This window comes from Morganella morganii H1r (assembly GCF_000633515.1).
Lineage (GTDB): Bacteria > Pseudomonadota > Gammaproteobacteria > Enterobacterales > Enterobacteriaceae > Morganella > Morganella morganii_B.
In genome coordinates, this window is the sequence record NZ_AYMP01000041.1 from 1 (window position 1) to 15,978 (window position 15,978).

General features: G+C 38.2%; 20 protein-coding genes and 1 pseudogene. 11 read left to right on the plus strand and 10 right to left on the minus strand.

Features of this window, described 5'->3' with window-relative positions:
- The 9 genes and pseudogenes from U868_RS0119475 to U868_RS0119515 all read left to right on the plus strand — a co-directional run.
- Positions 1–266: pseudogene (locus U868_RS0119475) on the plus strand (hypothetical protein); the annotation flags it as partial.
- 71 nt (positions 267–337) lie between these two features.
- On the plus strand, positions 338–685 hold the full coding sequence (locus tag U868_RS25600) for a hypothetical protein (protein ID WP_162817262.1): 348 nt from the start codon (positions 338–340) through the stop codon (positions 683–685).
- A gap of 45 nt (positions 686–730) precedes the next feature.
- Positions 731–1,135, plus strand: coding sequence for a hypothetical protein (locus U868_RS0119485; RefSeq protein WP_025154732.1), 405 nt, complete (start codon positions 731–733; stop codon positions 1,133–1,135).
- Between the two features lie 2 nt (positions 1,136–1,137).
- Positions 1,138–1,713, plus strand: coding sequence for a hypothetical protein (locus tag U868_RS0119490; protein ID WP_025154733.1), 576 nt, complete (start codon positions 1,138–1,140; stop codon positions 1,711–1,713).
- A 4-nt stretch (positions 1,714–1,717) separates the two neighbouring features.
- Entirely contained in the window at positions 1,718–2,047 is a 330-nt protein-coding gene (locus tag U868_RS0119495; RefSeq protein WP_345840336.1) for a hypothetical protein, read from the plus strand.
- A 52-nt stretch (positions 2,048–2,099) separates the two neighbouring features.
- Positions 2,100–4,250: a type IA DNA topoisomerase gene (locus U868_RS0119500; RefSeq protein ID WP_025154735.1), complete on the plus strand. Its 2,151-nt coding sequence runs from the start codon at positions 2,100–2,102 to the stop codon at positions 4,248–4,250.
- Positions 4,251–4,286: 36 nt separating this feature from the next.
- Positions 4,287–4,787 (plus strand): H-NS family nucleoid-associated regulatory protein, encoded by a 501-nt coding sequence (locus tag U868_RS0119505; RefSeq protein ID WP_025154736.1) that lies wholly within the window; start codon positions 4,287–4,289, stop codon positions 4,785–4,787.
- Between the two features lie 69 nt (positions 4,788–4,856).
- On the plus strand, positions 4,857–5,456 hold the full coding sequence (locus U868_RS0119510; protein WP_025154737.1) for a hypothetical protein: 600 nt from the start codon (positions 4,857–4,859) through the stop codon (positions 5,454–5,456).
- Positions 5,457–5,504: 48 nt separating this feature from the next.
- Positions 5,505–5,771 (plus strand): hypothetical protein, encoded by a 267-nt coding sequence (locus U868_RS0119515; protein ID WP_025154738.1) that lies wholly within the window; start codon positions 5,505–5,507, stop codon positions 5,769–5,771.
- A gap of 551 nt (positions 5,772–6,322) precedes the next feature.
- Here the strand turns inward: U868_RS0119515 and U868_RS0119520 are convergent.
- Positions 6,323–6,883 carry a hypothetical protein gene (locus U868_RS0119520; protein ID WP_025154739.1) on the minus strand — a complete coding sequence of 187 codons (561 nt, stop codon included), beginning with the start codon at positions 6,881–6,883 and terminating at the stop codon, positions 6,323–6,325.
- A 13-nt stretch (positions 6,884–6,896) separates the two neighbouring features.
- Positions 6,897–7,370, minus strand: coding sequence for an Hcp family type VI secretion system effector (locus U868_RS24780; protein WP_071997742.1), 474 nt, complete (start codon positions 7,368–7,370; stop codon positions 6,897–6,899).
- 186 nt (positions 7,371–7,556) lie between these two features.
- Between U868_RS24780 and U868_RS0119525 the strand changes: the two genes are divergently transcribed.
- Positions 7,557–8,360, plus strand: coding sequence for a SprT-like domain-containing protein (locus U868_RS0119525; RefSeq protein WP_025154740.1), 804 nt, complete (start codon positions 7,557–7,559; stop codon positions 8,358–8,360).
- A 5-nt stretch (positions 8,361–8,365) separates the two neighbouring features.
- Positions 8,366–8,581: a hypothetical protein gene (locus U868_RS0119530; protein WP_025154741.1), complete on the plus strand. Its 216-nt coding sequence runs from the start codon at positions 8,366–8,368 to the stop codon at positions 8,579–8,581.
- Positions 8,582–9,110: 529 nt separating this feature from the next.
- On the opposite strand, the gene U868_RS0119535 is transcribed toward U868_RS0119530, so the two are convergent.
- The 8 genes from U868_RS0119535 to U868_RS23790 all read right to left on the minus strand — a co-directional run bounded on the left by U868_RS0119535 (position 9,111) and on the right by U868_RS23790 (position 15,747).
- Complete coding sequence (locus tag U868_RS0119535; protein ID WP_025154742.1) at positions 9,111–9,440, minus strand: hypothetical protein; 330 nt, start codon at positions 9,438–9,440, stop codon at positions 9,111–9,113.
- A gap of 52 nt (positions 9,441–9,492) precedes the next feature.
- A complete protein-coding gene (locus U868_RS25605) occupies positions 9,493–9,669 on the minus strand; it encodes a hypothetical protein (RefSeq protein WP_162817263.1) in 177 nt (58 codons plus the stop codon).
- Between the two features lie 75 nt (positions 9,670–9,744).
- The gene (locus tag U868_RS23785; RefSeq protein WP_162817264.1) at positions 9,745–10,197 is read right to left on the minus strand and encodes a hypothetical protein; all 453 of its coding nucleotides are present in this window, start codon (positions 10,195–10,197) and stop codon (positions 9,745–9,747) included.
- Between the two features lie 76 nt (positions 10,198–10,273).
- Positions 10,274–10,558: a hypothetical protein gene (locus U868_RS0119550; protein WP_025154744.1), complete on the minus strand. Its 285-nt coding sequence runs from the start codon at positions 10,556–10,558 to the stop codon at positions 10,274–10,276.
- A gap of 103 nt (positions 10,559–10,661) precedes the next feature.
- The gene (locus U868_RS0119555; RefSeq protein ID WP_025154745.1) at positions 10,662–11,324 is read right to left on the minus strand and encodes a division plane positioning ATPase MipZ; all 663 of its coding nucleotides are present in this window, start codon (positions 11,322–11,324) and stop codon (positions 10,662–10,664) included.
- Between the two features lie 673 nt (positions 11,325–11,997).
- Positions 11,998–12,312: a hypothetical protein gene (locus tag U868_RS0119560; protein ID WP_025154746.1), complete on the minus strand. Its 315-nt coding sequence runs from the start codon at positions 12,310–12,312 to the stop codon at positions 11,998–12,000.
- A gap of 56 nt (positions 12,313–12,368) precedes the next feature.
- Positions 12,369–15,398, minus strand: a complete 3,030-nt coding sequence (locus U868_RS25120; RefSeq protein WP_025154747.1) for an LPD7 domain-containing protein — start codon at positions 15,396–15,398, stop codon at positions 12,369–12,371.
- Positions 15,388–15,747 carry a plasmid mobilization protein gene (locus tag U868_RS23790; RefSeq protein ID WP_025154748.1) on the minus strand — a complete coding sequence of 120 codons (360 nt, stop codon included), beginning with the start codon at positions 15,745–15,747 and terminating at the stop codon, positions 15,388–15,390. The genes U868_RS25120 and U868_RS23790 overlap by 11 nt, the downstream gene beginning before the upstream one ends.
- Positions 15,748–15,978 lie beyond the last annotated feature (231 nt).

Genomic DNA, 15,978 nt, shown 5'->3' on the forward strand with positions numbered 1-15,978 from the left:
CTGTTGTTATTTCTTTGGCGGTTTTAACTATCAAAGTCGGGTTGCAGGATAGAGCTGACAATAAAAAATCACCATTGATAATCGAATCTCCTGAAAGTGCTAAGTCATGGATGAATGATAGTGAATCATGGATGGACGATAAAATGCTTACAGTTGAGGTTTACATGACTGAGGAACAAATCGGGTGTTTGGTTAAAGACTATATGGTTAAAACTAACGGAATGCCGTTGCAAGTTGTTTTTCCTGAATATGACAGAGGTGAGTAAAAATGAACACTATTTTAAAAATTGAAAGAATTAAAAATCAACTTGAGTTACTTAAATAAAATAAAAAAGCCTTGATCGAGGTTTTTAATGTAAATCGCGGTAATGATTTTGATGCTTTTGTTGATATTGTCGATGCAGGGCATGAGGTTACGCTTTCTGATTGCTTGAATGAATCTTATTATAATAAGGATGGAGTGTTAGAGGTTACAAGTGAAGATGAAATAAAAAAATTAATTTTACTATGTAAACGCACATATATTATTGATTCAGATGTTTGCACCATAAACAATCTGCCGTATGTATCTTTTTTTATTGATGATTCTATTTTTGTACAAAAAAATGATTTAATACAATCATTTGATATTTTTGAATGCGCGAAAGATTGTTGGTCACGTTTCCGTATTAGTTTTCAACTATAACGGTTTAAAGGTGAATTTTACTGAATATGATGGAGGGGATTTGGAATGAAAAATACTGATGAGCTTGTTAGTATAGATTTTAGTAAATTTGATTTTAATCATGATTGTTATGTTGATTTACATGTTGGTGATTACGGCTCATTATCTGGCCTGTTTTTTACGGGCAAAACTGCCGATTTTGCAATTCTTGAACAGCTTTTTACCGATACTCATGACTTGCAGGACTCTTTTATGCGGGATGGCAGGCAGTATATGAAGGGTTTTGTTGATCCAGGTAATGTTCAGTTCATCGAGTTTATGCAGTTTTCCTTTATGTATGCAAATGCTCAAGCTGAAAAATTCTATCAGGAGAATGGTTTCTACGAACAATCGCATGACTTTTTCGATATATGGTTTGATAACTATGTCAGTGATGTACAGATCAGTTTTCCGCTTTTAGTGAAGGAGTGATTATGCAATATGCACTATTTGATGCTGGAAATCGAAAATTTTTGCTTGATGCCAATGAGTTTGGTTTGTTGAAAGACTGGAAAGATAACCATGTTGAAGAACTAACGGATTTTTGCGAATCTGAACACCCTTATTATGTGTGCTACGGGGGGTATCTGTTAAATCCTGAAATGTCAGATGAAAATATTGATGAAAAGCTAAAGTCAATAGAGAATTTCTGGTTGGCTGCTATTGATGATTATGGGCAGTATTGTCACCAGATTGCATTTTATTCTATTCGGTCATTTCCCGTAATGTCGATTGGTTATCAAAGAATCGTACCTTTCGCAGCATTAATTAAATCAGATGAATGCATTATCTCTAAAATTTCAGATACATCTGGTTTTTCGGTCACTGCATTCCTTCGCATTGCACAATATGATATTGCAACCAACATACTTAATCGTGAAGGTATCTTTGCATTTAATGGTGTGGAGATGATATTTAAGGATTCAGTAAGTGAAGAAAACTGGAAGCGATTTGTTTCAGAAGAAAGAGCTATTCGTTGCGCTAACAAATTAATTCGATGCAAAGGATAAATAAATGGCGATTATGACAACAATCATTATTGGCACAACAGTTGTTGATTACAAAACAATGGAGGTTGATACTTCGCCATTTCCTAAAGATGGCAGTGGTCATTACCTCGCCATTTCAGGGGAAGGGATGGTTTTTTCTGGCGAAAAACAGGATGATGGTAGCCGTTGTCAGACTGGTGTTATTGAATCTCATTATGGTTCAGCCGACTGGCAGCTTATCCTTTCAACTTATAAAAAATGGCTGGCTGATAAAGGTAAAACCTTTTCTTATTTGTTTGTCTTGCTGGGTGGTGAACTGGTTCACCATGAAATTAATGCCGAAAATTTAATTTAAATTAATTAAAAGCGAATTTTTTAAACCGAAGATTATTCTAGGAGAGTGAATTATGAGATTATGGATTGCAGAGAAACCTGATATTGCAAAAGACATTATTAAAGCTCTGGGCGGTAAGGCCGAAAGAAAAGACGGGTATTTTGATTTGGGTAATGATGTGATTACGTGGTGTTATGGACATATATTATCCAGCGCGGAGCCGGAAAGCTATTGCCCTGAGTATAAACAGTGGAAAGCAGACGATTTACCACTGAAATTATACCCGGTAAAATACGTGCCGAAAGATAGCGCGAAAAAACAGGTAAAAATCATTCTTGATTTACTGAAAAAGGCGGACAGTGTTGTCCATGCCGGCGATCCGGATGATGAGGGTCAGTTATTGGTTGATGAGGTTTTGATTTATGCGGGCTATAAAAAACCTGTACAACGCCTGTTGATTAACGATAACACGGATGCAGCCGTTAAAAGAGCGGTCAATAACCTTAAAGATAACAAGCAATTTAAAGGACTCTTTTTAAAAGCACTGGCGCGGAGTGTCGGGGATGATATTTACGGTAAATCCATGACACGGGCGTATACACTGGCGGCACAATCAAAAGGGTATCGGGGCGTTCTGTCTGTCGGACGGGTACAGACACCAATCTTAGGGTTGATCTGTAAACGTTATGAGGATAATAAAAATCACAAGGTGAGTTATTATCAGACAATTCAGGGGCAATTTTCACAAGGTGGGATGGTTTTTCCTGCTAACTGGAAAGTCAGTGAGGATGCACCACAGGATGATAAAAAACGCCTGAATGATGAAGATTATGCCAAACGACTGACAGCATATTTTAAAGGAAAAACATTTGATGTTGTATCAGCTGCTGTATGTGATAAAAATAAATTTGCACCTCTGCCGTTTAATTCACTTAAATTGGCTCAGGCAATGGCAAAATCACATAAATTTTCAGCAGAGAAAACCTTAAAACTGACTCAGGAACTGAGAGAAAAGCATAAGGCCATCACCTATAATCGTTCTGATTGTCAGTATTTATCAGATGATCAGTTTAATGATGCTCCGGCGCTGTTGTCTGCCCTGACAAAAGGACTGGCACAATTTTCGGAGTATCCGATAAATGAGCATCAGAAAAGTAAAGCGTTTAACAGTGCCAATATAACCGCTCACACGGCTATTATTCCGACGTTAAATGTTCCGGCTATGTCCTCACTCAGTGATGATGAAAAAGCGGTGTATCTGACGATTGCAGAGCGATATATCCTGCAATTTTTACCACCAAAGATTTATAAAGAAGCAATGGCGGTGCTGAAATATGATCGTGATACGTTCAGTTGCCGGGCAACCGAAATTCAGGATAAAGGTTATACCGCTTTTTTCAGTGATGTTAATGATGATCCAGAACCGGATGAACCTGAAAAAACACCAGATACTTACAAGGTTATATCTGGGCTGCGGACAGGAAATACTGTAACCTGTGAGCAATGTGATTATACGAACCGTGAAACAAAACCGCCTGAAATATTCACAGAATTAACATTGTTGGAGGCATTATCACGGATAGCAAATTATGTTTCTGATCCGAAAATCAAAGCGGCACTAAAAGCGAAAGATGCCGGAAATAAAGATGAGCATGGCGGTATAGGTACACCGGCAACCCGGGCTAGTTATGTTCCATTGCTGGTTAAACGGGGATTTATCGCGATTGAAAAACAGAAACTGATCCCGACTCAGGCAGGACTTGATTTTTATCATTCACTGCCTGCTAATGTAACTCAGCCTGATTTAACCGCTTTATGGTCTGAACAACAAAATGATATTGAAAAAGGGTCACTGTCTGTTGATGATTTTGTCAGTCAGCTTTATTCTGACATACAAACTCTGATCAGTTCAGGTATTGATAGCCAGCTTAAAGTGAATGCCGCATCATCCGGTAACGCTTTTTCGGTTAAGTGTCCTGTTTGTCAGGGAGAATTGACCGAAAACAGTAAGGTTGCTGCATCCTGTAAAGCCCGCTGCGGATTTGTGGTATGGAAAGTTATCAATGGTAAAAGCATAACCAAAAAACAGGTTGAAATGTTGATACGGGACGGTAAAACGGGCATGATTAAAGGCTTTAAAAGTAAAGCAGATAAACCTTTTGATGCTAAACTGATTTTAGATACAGCATCAGGGAAAGTATCATTTGAGTTTGAAAAAAAATAACGGTATTAATTTAACGGATTCAGAAAAAGGGAAACAATGAACGATTTAACAAAAAATGAAGAATACGAAATAGCACGTAAAGTACTGGCTAATCTGTCTTCTATTCGCGGGTGTTTTAAACATACTCCGATTGATATCATGGATGACATTCTCGGAAAACTGGCATCCATCAAGGAAGAAAGACAGGCTGAGTTTCGTCAGTTTGAACAGGAAGCCGGTGAACGTGATGAAAAACGTATTCAGGCTATTAAGTTACTGGAAGATGCAGGATTGCCGATCCCCCCTGAGTTTCTTACGCCAATAACTGCGGAGTATCTGGCAACTGGTGGTGTTACAGGTAAAAAACGCAGTAAAACAGTATCTAAACCGGGTAAAGCTAAATTTGCCTGGAAAAAGCCTGATAGTGGTGAATGGCTTACATACAGTGGTCGCGGTCGGATGGCTAACTGGATTGAGCAAGCTAAGGCTGCCGGTGAAACCGATGAAACACTGATGCTGTATGCTGAAGACTACAATAAAGAAATGGGTTTTGAGTAAAACCGATTGATCAACAAAGCCCCGTTTAATTTCGGGGTTTTTTTTATTAAGACTATTTAGGGATTGAATATGCTAAGAAAATTATTGTTGGCTCTTTTTCTGCTTTCTGTATCAGTGTATGCCAAAACACTGGTTATCGGAGACAGCCTTGCTTATCCGGTAGCGGAAAGTATGAAGACTGTTATGCCTGTTGATGGTCTTTACCTCGAGAGTACCGGGCTGAAAAATCCGGGTAAACTTAATTGGCCTGATTACATCGGATCAGTAGATATTTCGGGCTATTCAAATATCATTATTTCACTTGGCGCAAATGACGGTATCACTGAGCGGGAAACAGATAGCTATCAGCAGAAAGCGACAGGGCTTATCCGGTTACTCAGCAACCGTAACGAAAATGCCCTGATCACATGGATTTTGCCGCCGGTAATGAAAGATGAGAGGAAAGAAAAATCACTGACCCTTACCAGAATAGCGATTAATCGTGCCTGTAACGCGACAGGCGCGATTTGTTTTAATCCTGCTGTTGCTATCGGGTCTGAGTATAGCGACAAGTTGGGGGGGGTTATGGTGCGATCACAGGATGGTATTCATTACACGATAAAAGGGGCTGATTTGATTGTCAGCAGATTACTTGATGTATGCGGAGCGTGGGGCGTTGAGCATGAATAAATCAGATGCTCAACAGATAATCATGAAGGCAATTAAAGAGGGGAATATATGTTGATATTACTAGGGTTAGGGGTATGGGTCTTTAGTTTATTTTATAGCAGTTATGTTATTACTTTGCTCTGGTCATGGTTCATTGTTCCTTTTGGAGTAGAAAATATAACTATTCCGTGGGCTATAGGCTTGTGTTGTTTGGCGAGCATGGGTAGAGGAATGCCCGCGCAAAACAAAGATTCAATTTGGTATGACTTGATTATGCCTATTGTTGCCACAACTTTATTTCTAATAATTGGTTTTTTTGCTCAAAAATTCATGTAAATGCGCTACGTAAAATCTTTCGGGCATAACCCTTGTATTTGCCCCGGATTTTACGTAGCGGCACTACAAAACAAAGTGTGCGCAAGACAGTATTATATTAAGGCTCTCTGCCTAGATATCGACAGAGTAATCGAATAAATATCTCACACAAAACCGCAATCAAAGGAATTAAGAATGATCCATATATGATATAGATCGTCACAGTTATGTACCCAAGTTCACCAAGTAATGTTCCACTTCCTAAGTTAGGATTTTTTGGTAAATAAAAATAGATATGAGCATACCATACAAATAAAGATAATAAATAAGGGAAAATAAAATAAAACAAGCACTTATATAGTAAATTTATTTTTCCATTTAAAAGGATAAATATAGGTATTATAACAATCAGATAGACTATATAATAGTGACTTATAGTTTTGATATGTTCGGATAATGCAATGGTGTTTGTTGCATGTGGAAATATTTTAAAGAAAAACTGATGAGCCATTTCAGCATAATAGAAAATCACACTGATGAATATTGATATATATGGTATTAGGGTATTCTTATTAATACGCACCTGAAATAATCCCTCCTCGTTCCGGGAAGTAAATATCAAGGAGTTGTTTTTTTAGCTCCCAAGGAGAACGTATATAAAGCGGATTATCAAGGTTACTAAATACACCACCTGATAGCTTTAAAACATCATTAATTCTGGTTGCACAAAATAGAGCATTAGCACCACCAAGATCATAAATGAGTTTGGTAATATGTTCAGCTTGTTCCCTAGGGATCACAAATTCTATAATAACGATATCATTACCATCCCATAATTGGTAAGAAAGGTAATCATCCCAATTGAAATCAGGATATTCAAAAAAATCACCCGATCCCCTTGTAGTGTAGGAGCCACCTTCACATTGATTATTTTTACATCCGGTATAGCTCCCTGCGGGATCGTATAGCAATGCCTCTTCCCCTTCACCAATAACTAATCCTACATGACCAATGAATTCGTTATTAATCATGATATAAATTTTAACAGGATCACTCATCATTGCTTGATTGACAGGGTTTGGTGATGTGATTACTGGCACATGATAACGATTATTATAGACATCATTTCTCATCACAATGCTACCTTTAGATATTATTACTTATGCTGTAACCGGACGTGCTAGCCGTGATGTGATTAACTGTAATGCTCTCATATCGTAGTGAAATGGTTTCCATTGGGTAAGATTCGTTTTCTAATAAAGAATTGGGGTGAGTGTTTTTTATTCTAATAATTGATGATTTAGTTAGTTTAATCGTTTTATAGTGTAATAATCCTCCGCTTTTATCGATACGATAATATTTAAAATCACATTCCAAAATTTCATTGTTTGTTACGCTTGACAGGAGTAATGCGGAGGATTTATCGTCGGCTTTTTCAAAAATAAAAGGAGCATGAGAAATATTTTGGTGACGACTAATATCATAATCTGTCGAATATACTAAAATTTCATCGGTATGATTATTTTGATAACGGTTTCCTATTGAATCATAAGAAGAACAACCAGCAGATATAATCCCTTGTTTATTTCCTTTTAATGTTAGATAAATAATGTCAGCCATATTTCACTCTACCTATGCGTATTTAAGTTAATGATAACAATAATAAAAATCCATAACTGATTATAAGGCAAAATTCAAAACTGTTACAATGTTGAATGTTGAATCTGATAATAGCGCCAGAAGTTGTATTGTACAAAACAATTTTTTGCGCTATTATTTGTATTGTACATTGCAAAGGTGTTTGTCATGAAAAATAACAAAAAACCCTCTATCCAGGCATATGCGGAACTACAGCAAGCCTATGATTTTTTCAACACCACTTTATTTGATCAGCTGCTTCCGGATATGCTGATCACGCTCCAGCGCGGAAAAAATACATTCGGGTATTTTGCGCCGGATAGGTTCACCGGTGAATCTAATCTGTCAGAACTGGCGATGAATCCGGACTACTTCGGGGGGCGTTCGTTAGCCGATACGCTTTCCACGCTTGTACATGAAATGGTGCATGTTTGGCAGTATCACACTGCAGGCGTAAAAAAATGTCGTGGGGGCTACCATGATCGGGTTTGGGGTGAAAAAATGGAACAGATTGGTTTGATGCCCTCAAATACCGGTTTACTGGGCGGAAAAAAAACCGGGCAGCAAATGACGCATTTTATTATCCGTGGTGGCCGTTTTCAGACAGCCGTTTATGATCTTCTTAAAAATGGTTTTTCCATCTCCTGGTACGATAAATGGTCTGACGGAATAATCCCTGTATCTAAAATAAACAGAGATATTCTTGATGACTGGTTGCGGGTAACAGATAAAAGTGAGTCGGAGCTTATCAGCAAGCTGACCAGGACGGTGAATAAACGTAATTCATCTCCGGATGATGATATTGATGTAACAGGCCCGATTTCTGATCCGAATCCTGTAATTGATATCCGCCCTCCGGCAAAAGGCACCGGAACGCGCACTAAATTTACGTGTCCGGGATGTGGTTTAAATGCGTGGGCTAAACCCTCGGCTAGTCTGGTATGCGGTGAATGTGGTGTTGAGCTGGAATAAATATAATGAAGAAAATCAAAGGTAATATTCAGCAATGCCCGTACTGTGGATATGAGGAATTTTATGTTCGGGCGACTGTCAGCGGCTCCATATCCGTTTTTTATCGTTTTGATGGAGAAGATGGGGATAACACGCATATGTGGGATTACGTTAAGACTAAGGAAAAAAAGACAGCATACTGCGGTAACTGTCAAAAACGTATAGGGATGGTTCAGGGTTGAAATTTCGTTAGGCAATGAATGCTACCTTTCTCTTGCCCGTTCTCTGTAAAATCCGGCACACGATCCTTGCTGCAAAACCTCAGATTTCACGTAGCGCGAGGATATCAATCAAAAATACTCACTGATATTCTTAGGGGTAAGATTCACATAACTTTTTGTAAAACAACAAATCTGCATTTCGCTGGCGTGAGATAAACATCTGCGGCCGCAATCAGGAATGGGTTATTATGCAGCAATTATTTTGAATATAATTAGTTACAACATTCCAATAATAATGATAATAACCACATCAGCAATAGTGATAATCATTAATCCCCGCTAGCTGGGCAAGTTCTGGTTTGACTGCAAAAATCGTGGCGCCGGTCAGCTGGCCAATCGTTCTTTGATGCTATTTGAGGGGTATCGTTGTCAGCTACCGGCATAAACTGACGTCATACTAATTTAAACAATGCAGTTTGTGCGTCTTTGTAACCGGCTATCGCTTGCTGGGTATCGTCCAGCTGCTGTCTTGTCCTGTTCAGTTCTACGATTAGTCAATGAAGTTTTCAAAGTATTTTGGTGCATCGGGTGCGCGGATTAACCAACCCTGTAAAAGACGATAGTTCAGAGCGCGCCCGGCAAGCTCATACTCAAGCTGTTCCAGTTCTTCGTTAAAATAATCCGGATAACCGGCATGATCGATAGCCGTGCTGATCAGTCCCCATAACTGGTTACTCAGTAAATATTCTCTTTCCGGGGTCAGGTCTTTTTCTTCCATTTCCTCAACCGCCTTTCTGACGACAGCAGCCGCTAAGGTTAATTCGTTGCCGCCTATACGTTCAAACAAAAAAATTAACTGTGACAGTCGTTGAGTATTCATTAATATATCCTTATCTGTTTATATATGGTGTGGGAAACTTAATAATATGTTTTTAACTAAAATTCTTCATCCACAATAAGCCGGTCGCACATAAACCGGCAAGCCCCATGCCAATTAAGATTAAATCTTTTCCCGTACCCGATTTATCTGATGTATGAAAAAACATAAAAAGACCAACGAGTCCGGTAAACATGCCAACTATAGTCGCCCAGAGTAAAAATGTAATCATAATAGATTTATCCTTTTAATATCATTTTAGATAAAAGGAATAGCAGAGTGTAAAAAGTTTTTTCGGGAATGAGATTCATTTGTGTTTCTTTCCCTTCAAGAGTGGTATTGATAAGAGTAAAATCAAGGTAATTAATAAACCAGAGGCAATATCCCTGTGTTCTTCTATCCAGTTTTTCACATCATCAGGTGACGGCATAGCCCATATAATAAATGCACAGGCACCAGTCATAAAAAAACCAAGTAAAATTATCCCCAAAAAATTTATCTCAAAAGGGATATTATAATCATAACAACAAATCCATTCTAACCTATTCACATCTTTATTTTTTATTTCTTTAACACATAACTTATCATTATTTATGATGTTTTTAATGTATTTCTCAGCTAATTTCTTGCTGGTAAAGTAAATTATGGTCTTTCCCGGCTCAGGTGGTAGCGTTGTAAAATCTTGGTGGTTATCCGTTGTCATATAAACACATGAATCATGATTATGACAATGTGATATTGTATAATAGACATCATTCATTTTGAATTCCCTTTAAATTATTTTTTCTAAATAGCAAAATAAGAAATTAAAAAGTTAATGTGTCAATCATGCTAAATTACCCCATTTTTGCTGATTCTAATATCCAATGGTTTTGCTGGTTTTCATCCATATTATCCCATGCTGCCAGTGCCGCCTTTAGTATGGTTGTTTTGCTTTGTCCGGTTCTCGCTGAACCCGACTCAAGGATCGCTTCAAAGCTTTCATTCAACCGAAAATTTTGCAGCTTTGCTTTTGAGGTGACAGGTTTTTTATTTGCTCCGGCAATGAACCGCGCTGTTTCTGCGTTAGTCGCTGGTTCATTCGATTCAGGAATCTTGGGGGTATTGAGTTTTAAAGCCATTTTAGTTCTCTTTAGTTATGACACTATAATCGATGATCTTTATCATGGCATCTTTACTATGTATTTACAACATAAATAACATAGTGTTAATTACATGAATTAATTATATAATTCCTAATTCAACACCTACCAGCTCAAGCTGTCCTTTGGCATTACTGAGACTGGAAGCCCGGGCTACATCATGCACACCAGCCCCTTCATTACATGCGTTTTCGAATACATCCAGTTCGGATATTCTTGTCTTTAGTGGCTGAATCCAAACACTGTCAGAACGCAGTATTTTGTCCAGCTCAATGGCTTTCTGTTTGTGGCGTGGCTTACTTGGATTAATGCGGGTCATTAATACCCACGGTTGCAGATTGGGATTTGTTTTTTGAGCTATTCTGACTTTTTCTGTCACACTGGTTAGTGTTTCACTTTCAAAATCAGATGATGGTTTTACCAGTGTTACCATGATATCCGATACTGTCAGTGCGCTACGAAACTCTTGGCTGTCATGCCCCGGGCAATCTACGATCAGAACGTCACAGAGCTTACTCAGGCGACTTATCTCTCTGGTTACATTCCCGTATGCTTCACAAACAGGTACAGATAACAGGCCGTTAGCCTGGCGTTTTTCACTCCAGCTTAACATGTCTTTGTTTTTGTCCGTTTTCAGGACAATTACCGACTTATTTTTGTTTACCAGCATTGAGGCTGTATTAGCTGCATATGTACTTTTTCCTACTCCGCCTTTATCTGATACAACCAGTAAAATCTTACCCATCAAATGCTCCTTGTATTTACAGTGTCTTTGCGAAACAAAGATTGATTCATCTTTACAAGATCTTTATACATAGAAATCTTTATAATGTAAAGATGACATAAACACACAAATGCATTTACATAGTAAATGCCACGTAAATACACCATGTAATTTACATCGTAAACACAATGTATATACGCGATATTATTTACAATAAAAATACAATGTAAAGACGCGCGGGTGTTTACAGTGTAAATACATTTAATTTACACACCATGAGTTACAGTGTCACAAACATCAAAAAGCGGATAAAAATAGTAAACATGCCCTTTTACAGGCCAGAGGCTGATTTTACGATCAATCATCAGGGGGAGAATTGACACAGAAAAATGTCCTGATTCTGTAATAAAATTACATTCAGATCTGAGAGGTATAGCGGGGTGATCGGGTATAGAAATAAACGCCGGGCAATCAAAAAGCACTGAATGCCCTGTTTTTATAGTGAAACCAGAGACTTTAACATAATGGGTCTTATCGGAACCAAATTCAGAGGTGTCGCTACGCAAAATCTGAGGCAAATCCAGGGGCTATGCCCGAAAGATTTTACGTAGCGCATTTATGGCTCACCGGAATCAGGATTAACGCCGATCTCTGTTGGAGGCCACTCTCCAACATAGGGTAGTCAGAATCCAGCCTAAATATCTTCATCTTCACTGATATTTATAGAACCATCTGCATTAAGAACTAAAATTGTTCCGACACCAAAACTAATACTAGATTCGTTTGGTCTGGTGAAATACCAATTTTTAGTAATACCCGCAGAATGAAGCTCTACAATACCATTACTAATAACATTTGAATCATCTATTTTATCTTTAATCTTATCGGCATATTTTAATAGGTCATTTTGAATCTCTATTGGCTTTGTAAGAATAGTAACAGGAGTGTACTCCGAAACACCAGAAGCTGTTAAACCATTGAGTAACTCTTTTAATTCTTTAATATTCATAATATTAATCCGAATAGTTTGATAATGAGGTAATACAAAAATTACCTCATTTATTATTAAATTGAATGCCCTTTATTTTGCTCATGGGCTTTTTTATGCTCGCTTTGTTGGTTCTGCTCCGGTGCATGTTGTTGTCTGGCCTTCTCTACATTGGCCTCCAACTTAGTTCGCTGCTCTTTAAGCGCGTCGAACTCTGTTCTAGGCCACTCTTTTGACTTCATGATATCGACATGATGAACCAGCTCCTTTTCAGCATGTTTGAGTGGTGAAACTACATCCTGAGACTTCAGTGTACTGACATTAATACTAACTGGGTCAACCTTACGCATATCAATATTTTTAGTATCGATACCCATTCTGTTTAAATCAGTTTCTGTCAGATCTTTAAGCTGAATCACCATCTTATCATCCTGCTTAAAGGCAACTTTAAATTCGGTTTTTTGTTCAAAACCATCATTCTTATGTACAGGAACAATAATCAGTTTATTAAAGTCTCTGCCATCGATTTTAGGCGTTTCTTTTGCGTCTCTTTCCTGCAATTTACCTGGCAATTCAGGCTGTTCTTCCTGAATCGAGGACTGCTCATTCCGTTGTTTATCAACTGTTGCAGTATTCTCGGGTTGTGGCATTTCCTGAACTACAGGAATGTCTGGCTGTTGCTCCGCTCTTACAGTCCGTGAATCGCTCTGAACCACATTTACTTCCGGCACCGGCTGCGGATTCTGTTTATCCTGTGACAGCGTTTCTGCATGTTTAATCATCATGTCATGATATTTATCCGGAGTAAGAATAATTTTCATGCCTTTTTCTGCGGCAACCTGAGCCAGTGTTTCCTTAAATGCCTCACTCCCGGAAAGCCTCAATGCCCCCCCGTATTTTTTTTCTGCATACTCCAGCATCATAGCTGCTTCTTGTTTACTGATAACTGCTTTTGCTTCAAGGCATTTTCCGGTGTCTTTAAATACTATTTCTTTTGTTTTCTGGTTCAGATACTGAATTTCTTTATCTTTTTTATTTGCAACTAAATCCGTAAGTTTAACGCCATTTTTTAAATCCTCCTGATACTGATTAAACTGTTTTTTCTGAGAAACAGATTTTGTTACTGAAAAATCAGTATCAGCATTCATTATCATGTTTACTTTTTCATTTTTAGGTTTTAATGCCATTATCAATAACTCCTGTTGCAGTTTATCACCCGGTTTCCAGTGATTATGTATTGCATTAACCACATTTCGTTTTTCCCGCATGATAAGATTAATTGATTCATCTTGTTTCATTTTGGTAAACATTAAAAATCCTTTTTCAACTTCACGTTTTTGAGGGTTTTTAATGTATTTTAACTCACTGACTAATTTTCTGTATTCCAATTCACTTTCCCGTTTGGCTTCCCGGTAAATACTGTTTAATGCCTTTTTTGCATTTTCCCTTGAACGGGTGCGTTCCTCAGCCTGCTCTCTGTTTAAAGGTGTTCTGGATAAAACAGATAAATAAGGTTCGTTTTTTTGCTGGGATTCATTAACGGTCAGTAAATCTATTTTAGCATCCTGCCACGATAAACCTAAATGTTTTGTGAGAAAATCACTCGCATTTAAATTCAACTTACCGGCCTGAAACCTCGGGCTGTTATCATTTGCAAAAGTGACTTTATGCAACTCAGGGTCAATGTTGTACTTACTGACGCAATACGATAAGAACCGTTCCGGCTCGATGTTTTTTCTGATATCACGCATAAGCACTAAATCAGCATTTGTTGGTTTATTTTCAATATCATTTAAAACCTGCTGAACCGGATTTGTTATTCTTCCCCGTCCTCCGTGATCCTGCACCCGTCGCATTCCCCGATCAGAATATTGCTGCTTTTGTTGTCGGTACTCAGCAATACCACGTTCATGTGCTGACAATACAGACTCAGATTGTCCGCCTGATTGCTTTGCGAATCCCCGTAACTCGTAAACCAGGTGGCGTTCCTGCAAATGTGGCAGTCGCTGCGGCGCGGATCGGGATTGAGTTCTTCCGGAATGATTAACAGCACCTCGCTGTGTATCTCTCCGTCCTCGTAGTTGTCCAGAAAGCTCTTTTTCTTCTCGTCTGAGGTTATATCGTTCATTATAATCGCTCCTTACAGAAGACAGCATAGCCGTCTTATCAGCGTCATTCAGTTTCGCATAGGTTTTTCGTAATTTTTCACCCGCTGGGTGAATGTGTTTTATTTCATAACTGGTTTTATTGCACCAGTCATTCACATCTTTTTCAATCTGCTTTGCTGTCGGTCTGATCAGCGGAATTGTACGGGTTTCAATAAATTGTTTTGAAAACAATGGACTTTTAAGCCTGATAAACTTACTGTCTTTTGGCGGTTTAACTCCGTAATACTGATTACCTTTCCCCTGATTATAGATTTTCACATCACCAAATCCGGATAAATGTTTTAAAAAATCGTCTTCCGTTCTGATGTTTTTCTTTTCCAGATTATCTAGTAAATTTTTCTTTAACTCTGCTTTTGATTCACTGAATAAATCACCTTTCATACGGGACAAAACATTAGCGTGATTCTGATCACTGACCCTTACCCCATCTTTCGGGCTGGCAAGGTTGAATTTATTATTAATGTGTTCCTGAATAGCATCAAGATTTTTCACATAATGCTCTACCATACCTGTAGGATTGAGTTTATTCCCGGTAACTAAGTTTTTTTCAGGGATAACAATGTGGATATGCGGTTTTCGTTCAATCAGTACACCTGTTTTTTCATCAACAATATTTTTCACTTTCGGGATATGTGCTTCTGCATAAAAACAGTATTCATCCGAATCATATGCATTCATCAAAAGCGTTTTGTATTCATCGCAAACAGCTTTCAATACTTCGTTATCTATCTGATTTTCATGAAATGAAAGCGATATATGCAAATAGCGTTCCTGTCCCTTATCAGCAATACTGTCAATCACCTGATCTAACTGCTCAATATTACCATCAAGGCAAACCCGGTAATCCAAATCATCACGGCCTAATTCCCGTCCTTGTTTTTGGCCGGTTTCAAGATAGTAAACAATCCCACTATTACCACCTCCGATTCTAGCCAGCACGATTAATCCCCGCCAGTAAGTTATCTGTGATAATACTCAGCTTACGATACCAGTCAGCCAATTTTTTTTCTGTCAGTAATCCGTCTTTATGTGCCGTGTTAACCTGCTTTGCCAGCTGGTTTATGTTATTACTGGCTTTGTTAAATAAAAACAAGAGCCGGTTATACTTTTCAGAATTAGTTTTGTTATGAATATCCGGATCAAGCTGATTTATACAAAGTAATCGAAAAAACTCTGAGCGGGAAACCCCAAGAGCATCGATGGCTTTTTTAAACGGAAGATACTCTTCATCAGTTAATCGAAAAGTAACATGGTTACTTTTGTTTTTTCTATTTTTATCATCTTTCATAGGCTCGTAGAGACTCCCTGTAATGTCAATGAAAGCCGCTCTGCGGGGGTATTAGGGGGGATTCCCCCTAAGCACGTCGATTGTAACATACCCGGTAGGGTTTGTGTACAATCGCTGTCGTGCCTGTATATCTTTAACATCAGTTTTCGGCTAATGGAACAAAGCATTTTCAATGCAAAAACAAAGCACTTCTAAAGCAGAAACAAAGCACAAAATACAAAAACAAAGCAA

Excerpts from the sequence above, each read along its gene's own strand:
- U868_RS0119485 (WP_025154732.1), top strand. The coding sequence starts at position 731 with ATGAAAAATACTGATGAGCTTGTTAGTATAGATTTTAGTAAATTTGAT.
- U868_RS0119490 (WP_025154733.1), top strand. The coding sequence starts at position 1,138 with ATGCAATATGCACTATTTGATGCTGGAAATCGAAAATTTTTGCTTGAT.
- U868_RS0119495 (WP_345840336.1), top strand. The coding sequence starts at position 1,718 with ATGGCGATTATGACAACAATCATTATTGGCACAACAGTTGTTGATTAC.
- U868_RS0119500 (WP_025154735.1), top strand. The coding sequence starts at position 2,100 with ATGAGATTATGGATTGCAGAGAAACCTGATATTGCAAAAGACATTATT.
- U868_RS0119505 (WP_025154736.1), top strand. The coding sequence starts at position 4,287 with ATGAACGATTTAACAAAAAATGAAGAATACGAAATAGCACGTAAAGTA.
- U868_RS0119510 (WP_025154737.1), top strand. The coding sequence starts at position 4,857 with ATGCTAAGAAAATTATTGTTGGCTCTTTTTCTGCTTTCTGTATCAGTG.
- U868_RS0119515 (WP_025154738.1), top strand. The coding sequence starts at position 5,505 with ATGTTGATATTACTAGGGTTAGGGGTATGGGTCTTTAGTTTATTTTAT.
- U868_RS0119520 (WP_025154739.1), bottom strand. The coding sequence starts at position 6,883 with ATGAGAAATGATGTCTATAATAATCGTTATCATGTGCCAGTAATCACA.
- U868_RS24780 (WP_071997742.1), bottom strand. The coding sequence starts at position 7,370 with ATGGCTGACATTATTTATCTAACATTAAAAGGAAATAAACAAGGGATT.
- U868_RS0119525 (WP_025154740.1), top strand. The coding sequence starts at position 7,557 with ATGAAAAATAACAAAAAACCCTCTATCCAGGCATATGCGGAACTACAG.
- U868_RS0119530 (WP_025154741.1), top strand. The coding sequence starts at position 8,366 with ATGAAGAAAATCAAAGGTAATATTCAGCAATGCCCGTACTGTGGATAT.
- U868_RS0119535 (WP_025154742.1), bottom strand. The coding sequence starts at position 9,440 with ATGAATACTCAACGACTGTCACAGTTAATTTTTTTGTTTGAACGTATA.
- U868_RS25605 (WP_162817263.1), bottom strand. The coding sequence starts at position 9,669 with ATGATTACATTTTTACTCTGGGCGACTATAGTTGGCATGTTTACCGGA.
- U868_RS23785 (WP_162817264.1), bottom strand. The coding sequence starts at position 10,197 with ATGAATGATGTCTATTATACAATATCACATTGTCATAATCATGATTCA.
- U868_RS0119550 (WP_025154744.1), bottom strand. The coding sequence starts at position 10,558 with ATGGCTTTAAAACTCAATACCCCCAAGATTCCTGAATCGAATGAACCA.
- U868_RS0119555 (WP_025154745.1), bottom strand. The coding sequence starts at position 11,324 with ATGGGTAAGATTTTACTGGTTGTATCAGATAAAGGCGGAGTAGGAAAA.
- U868_RS0119560 (WP_025154746.1), bottom strand. The coding sequence starts at position 12,312 with ATGAATATTAAAGAATTAAAAGAGTTACTCAATGGTTTAACAGCTTCT.
- U868_RS23790 (WP_025154748.1), bottom strand. The coding sequence starts at position 15,747 with ATGAAAGATGATAAAAATAGAAAAAACAAAAGTAACCATGTTACTTTT.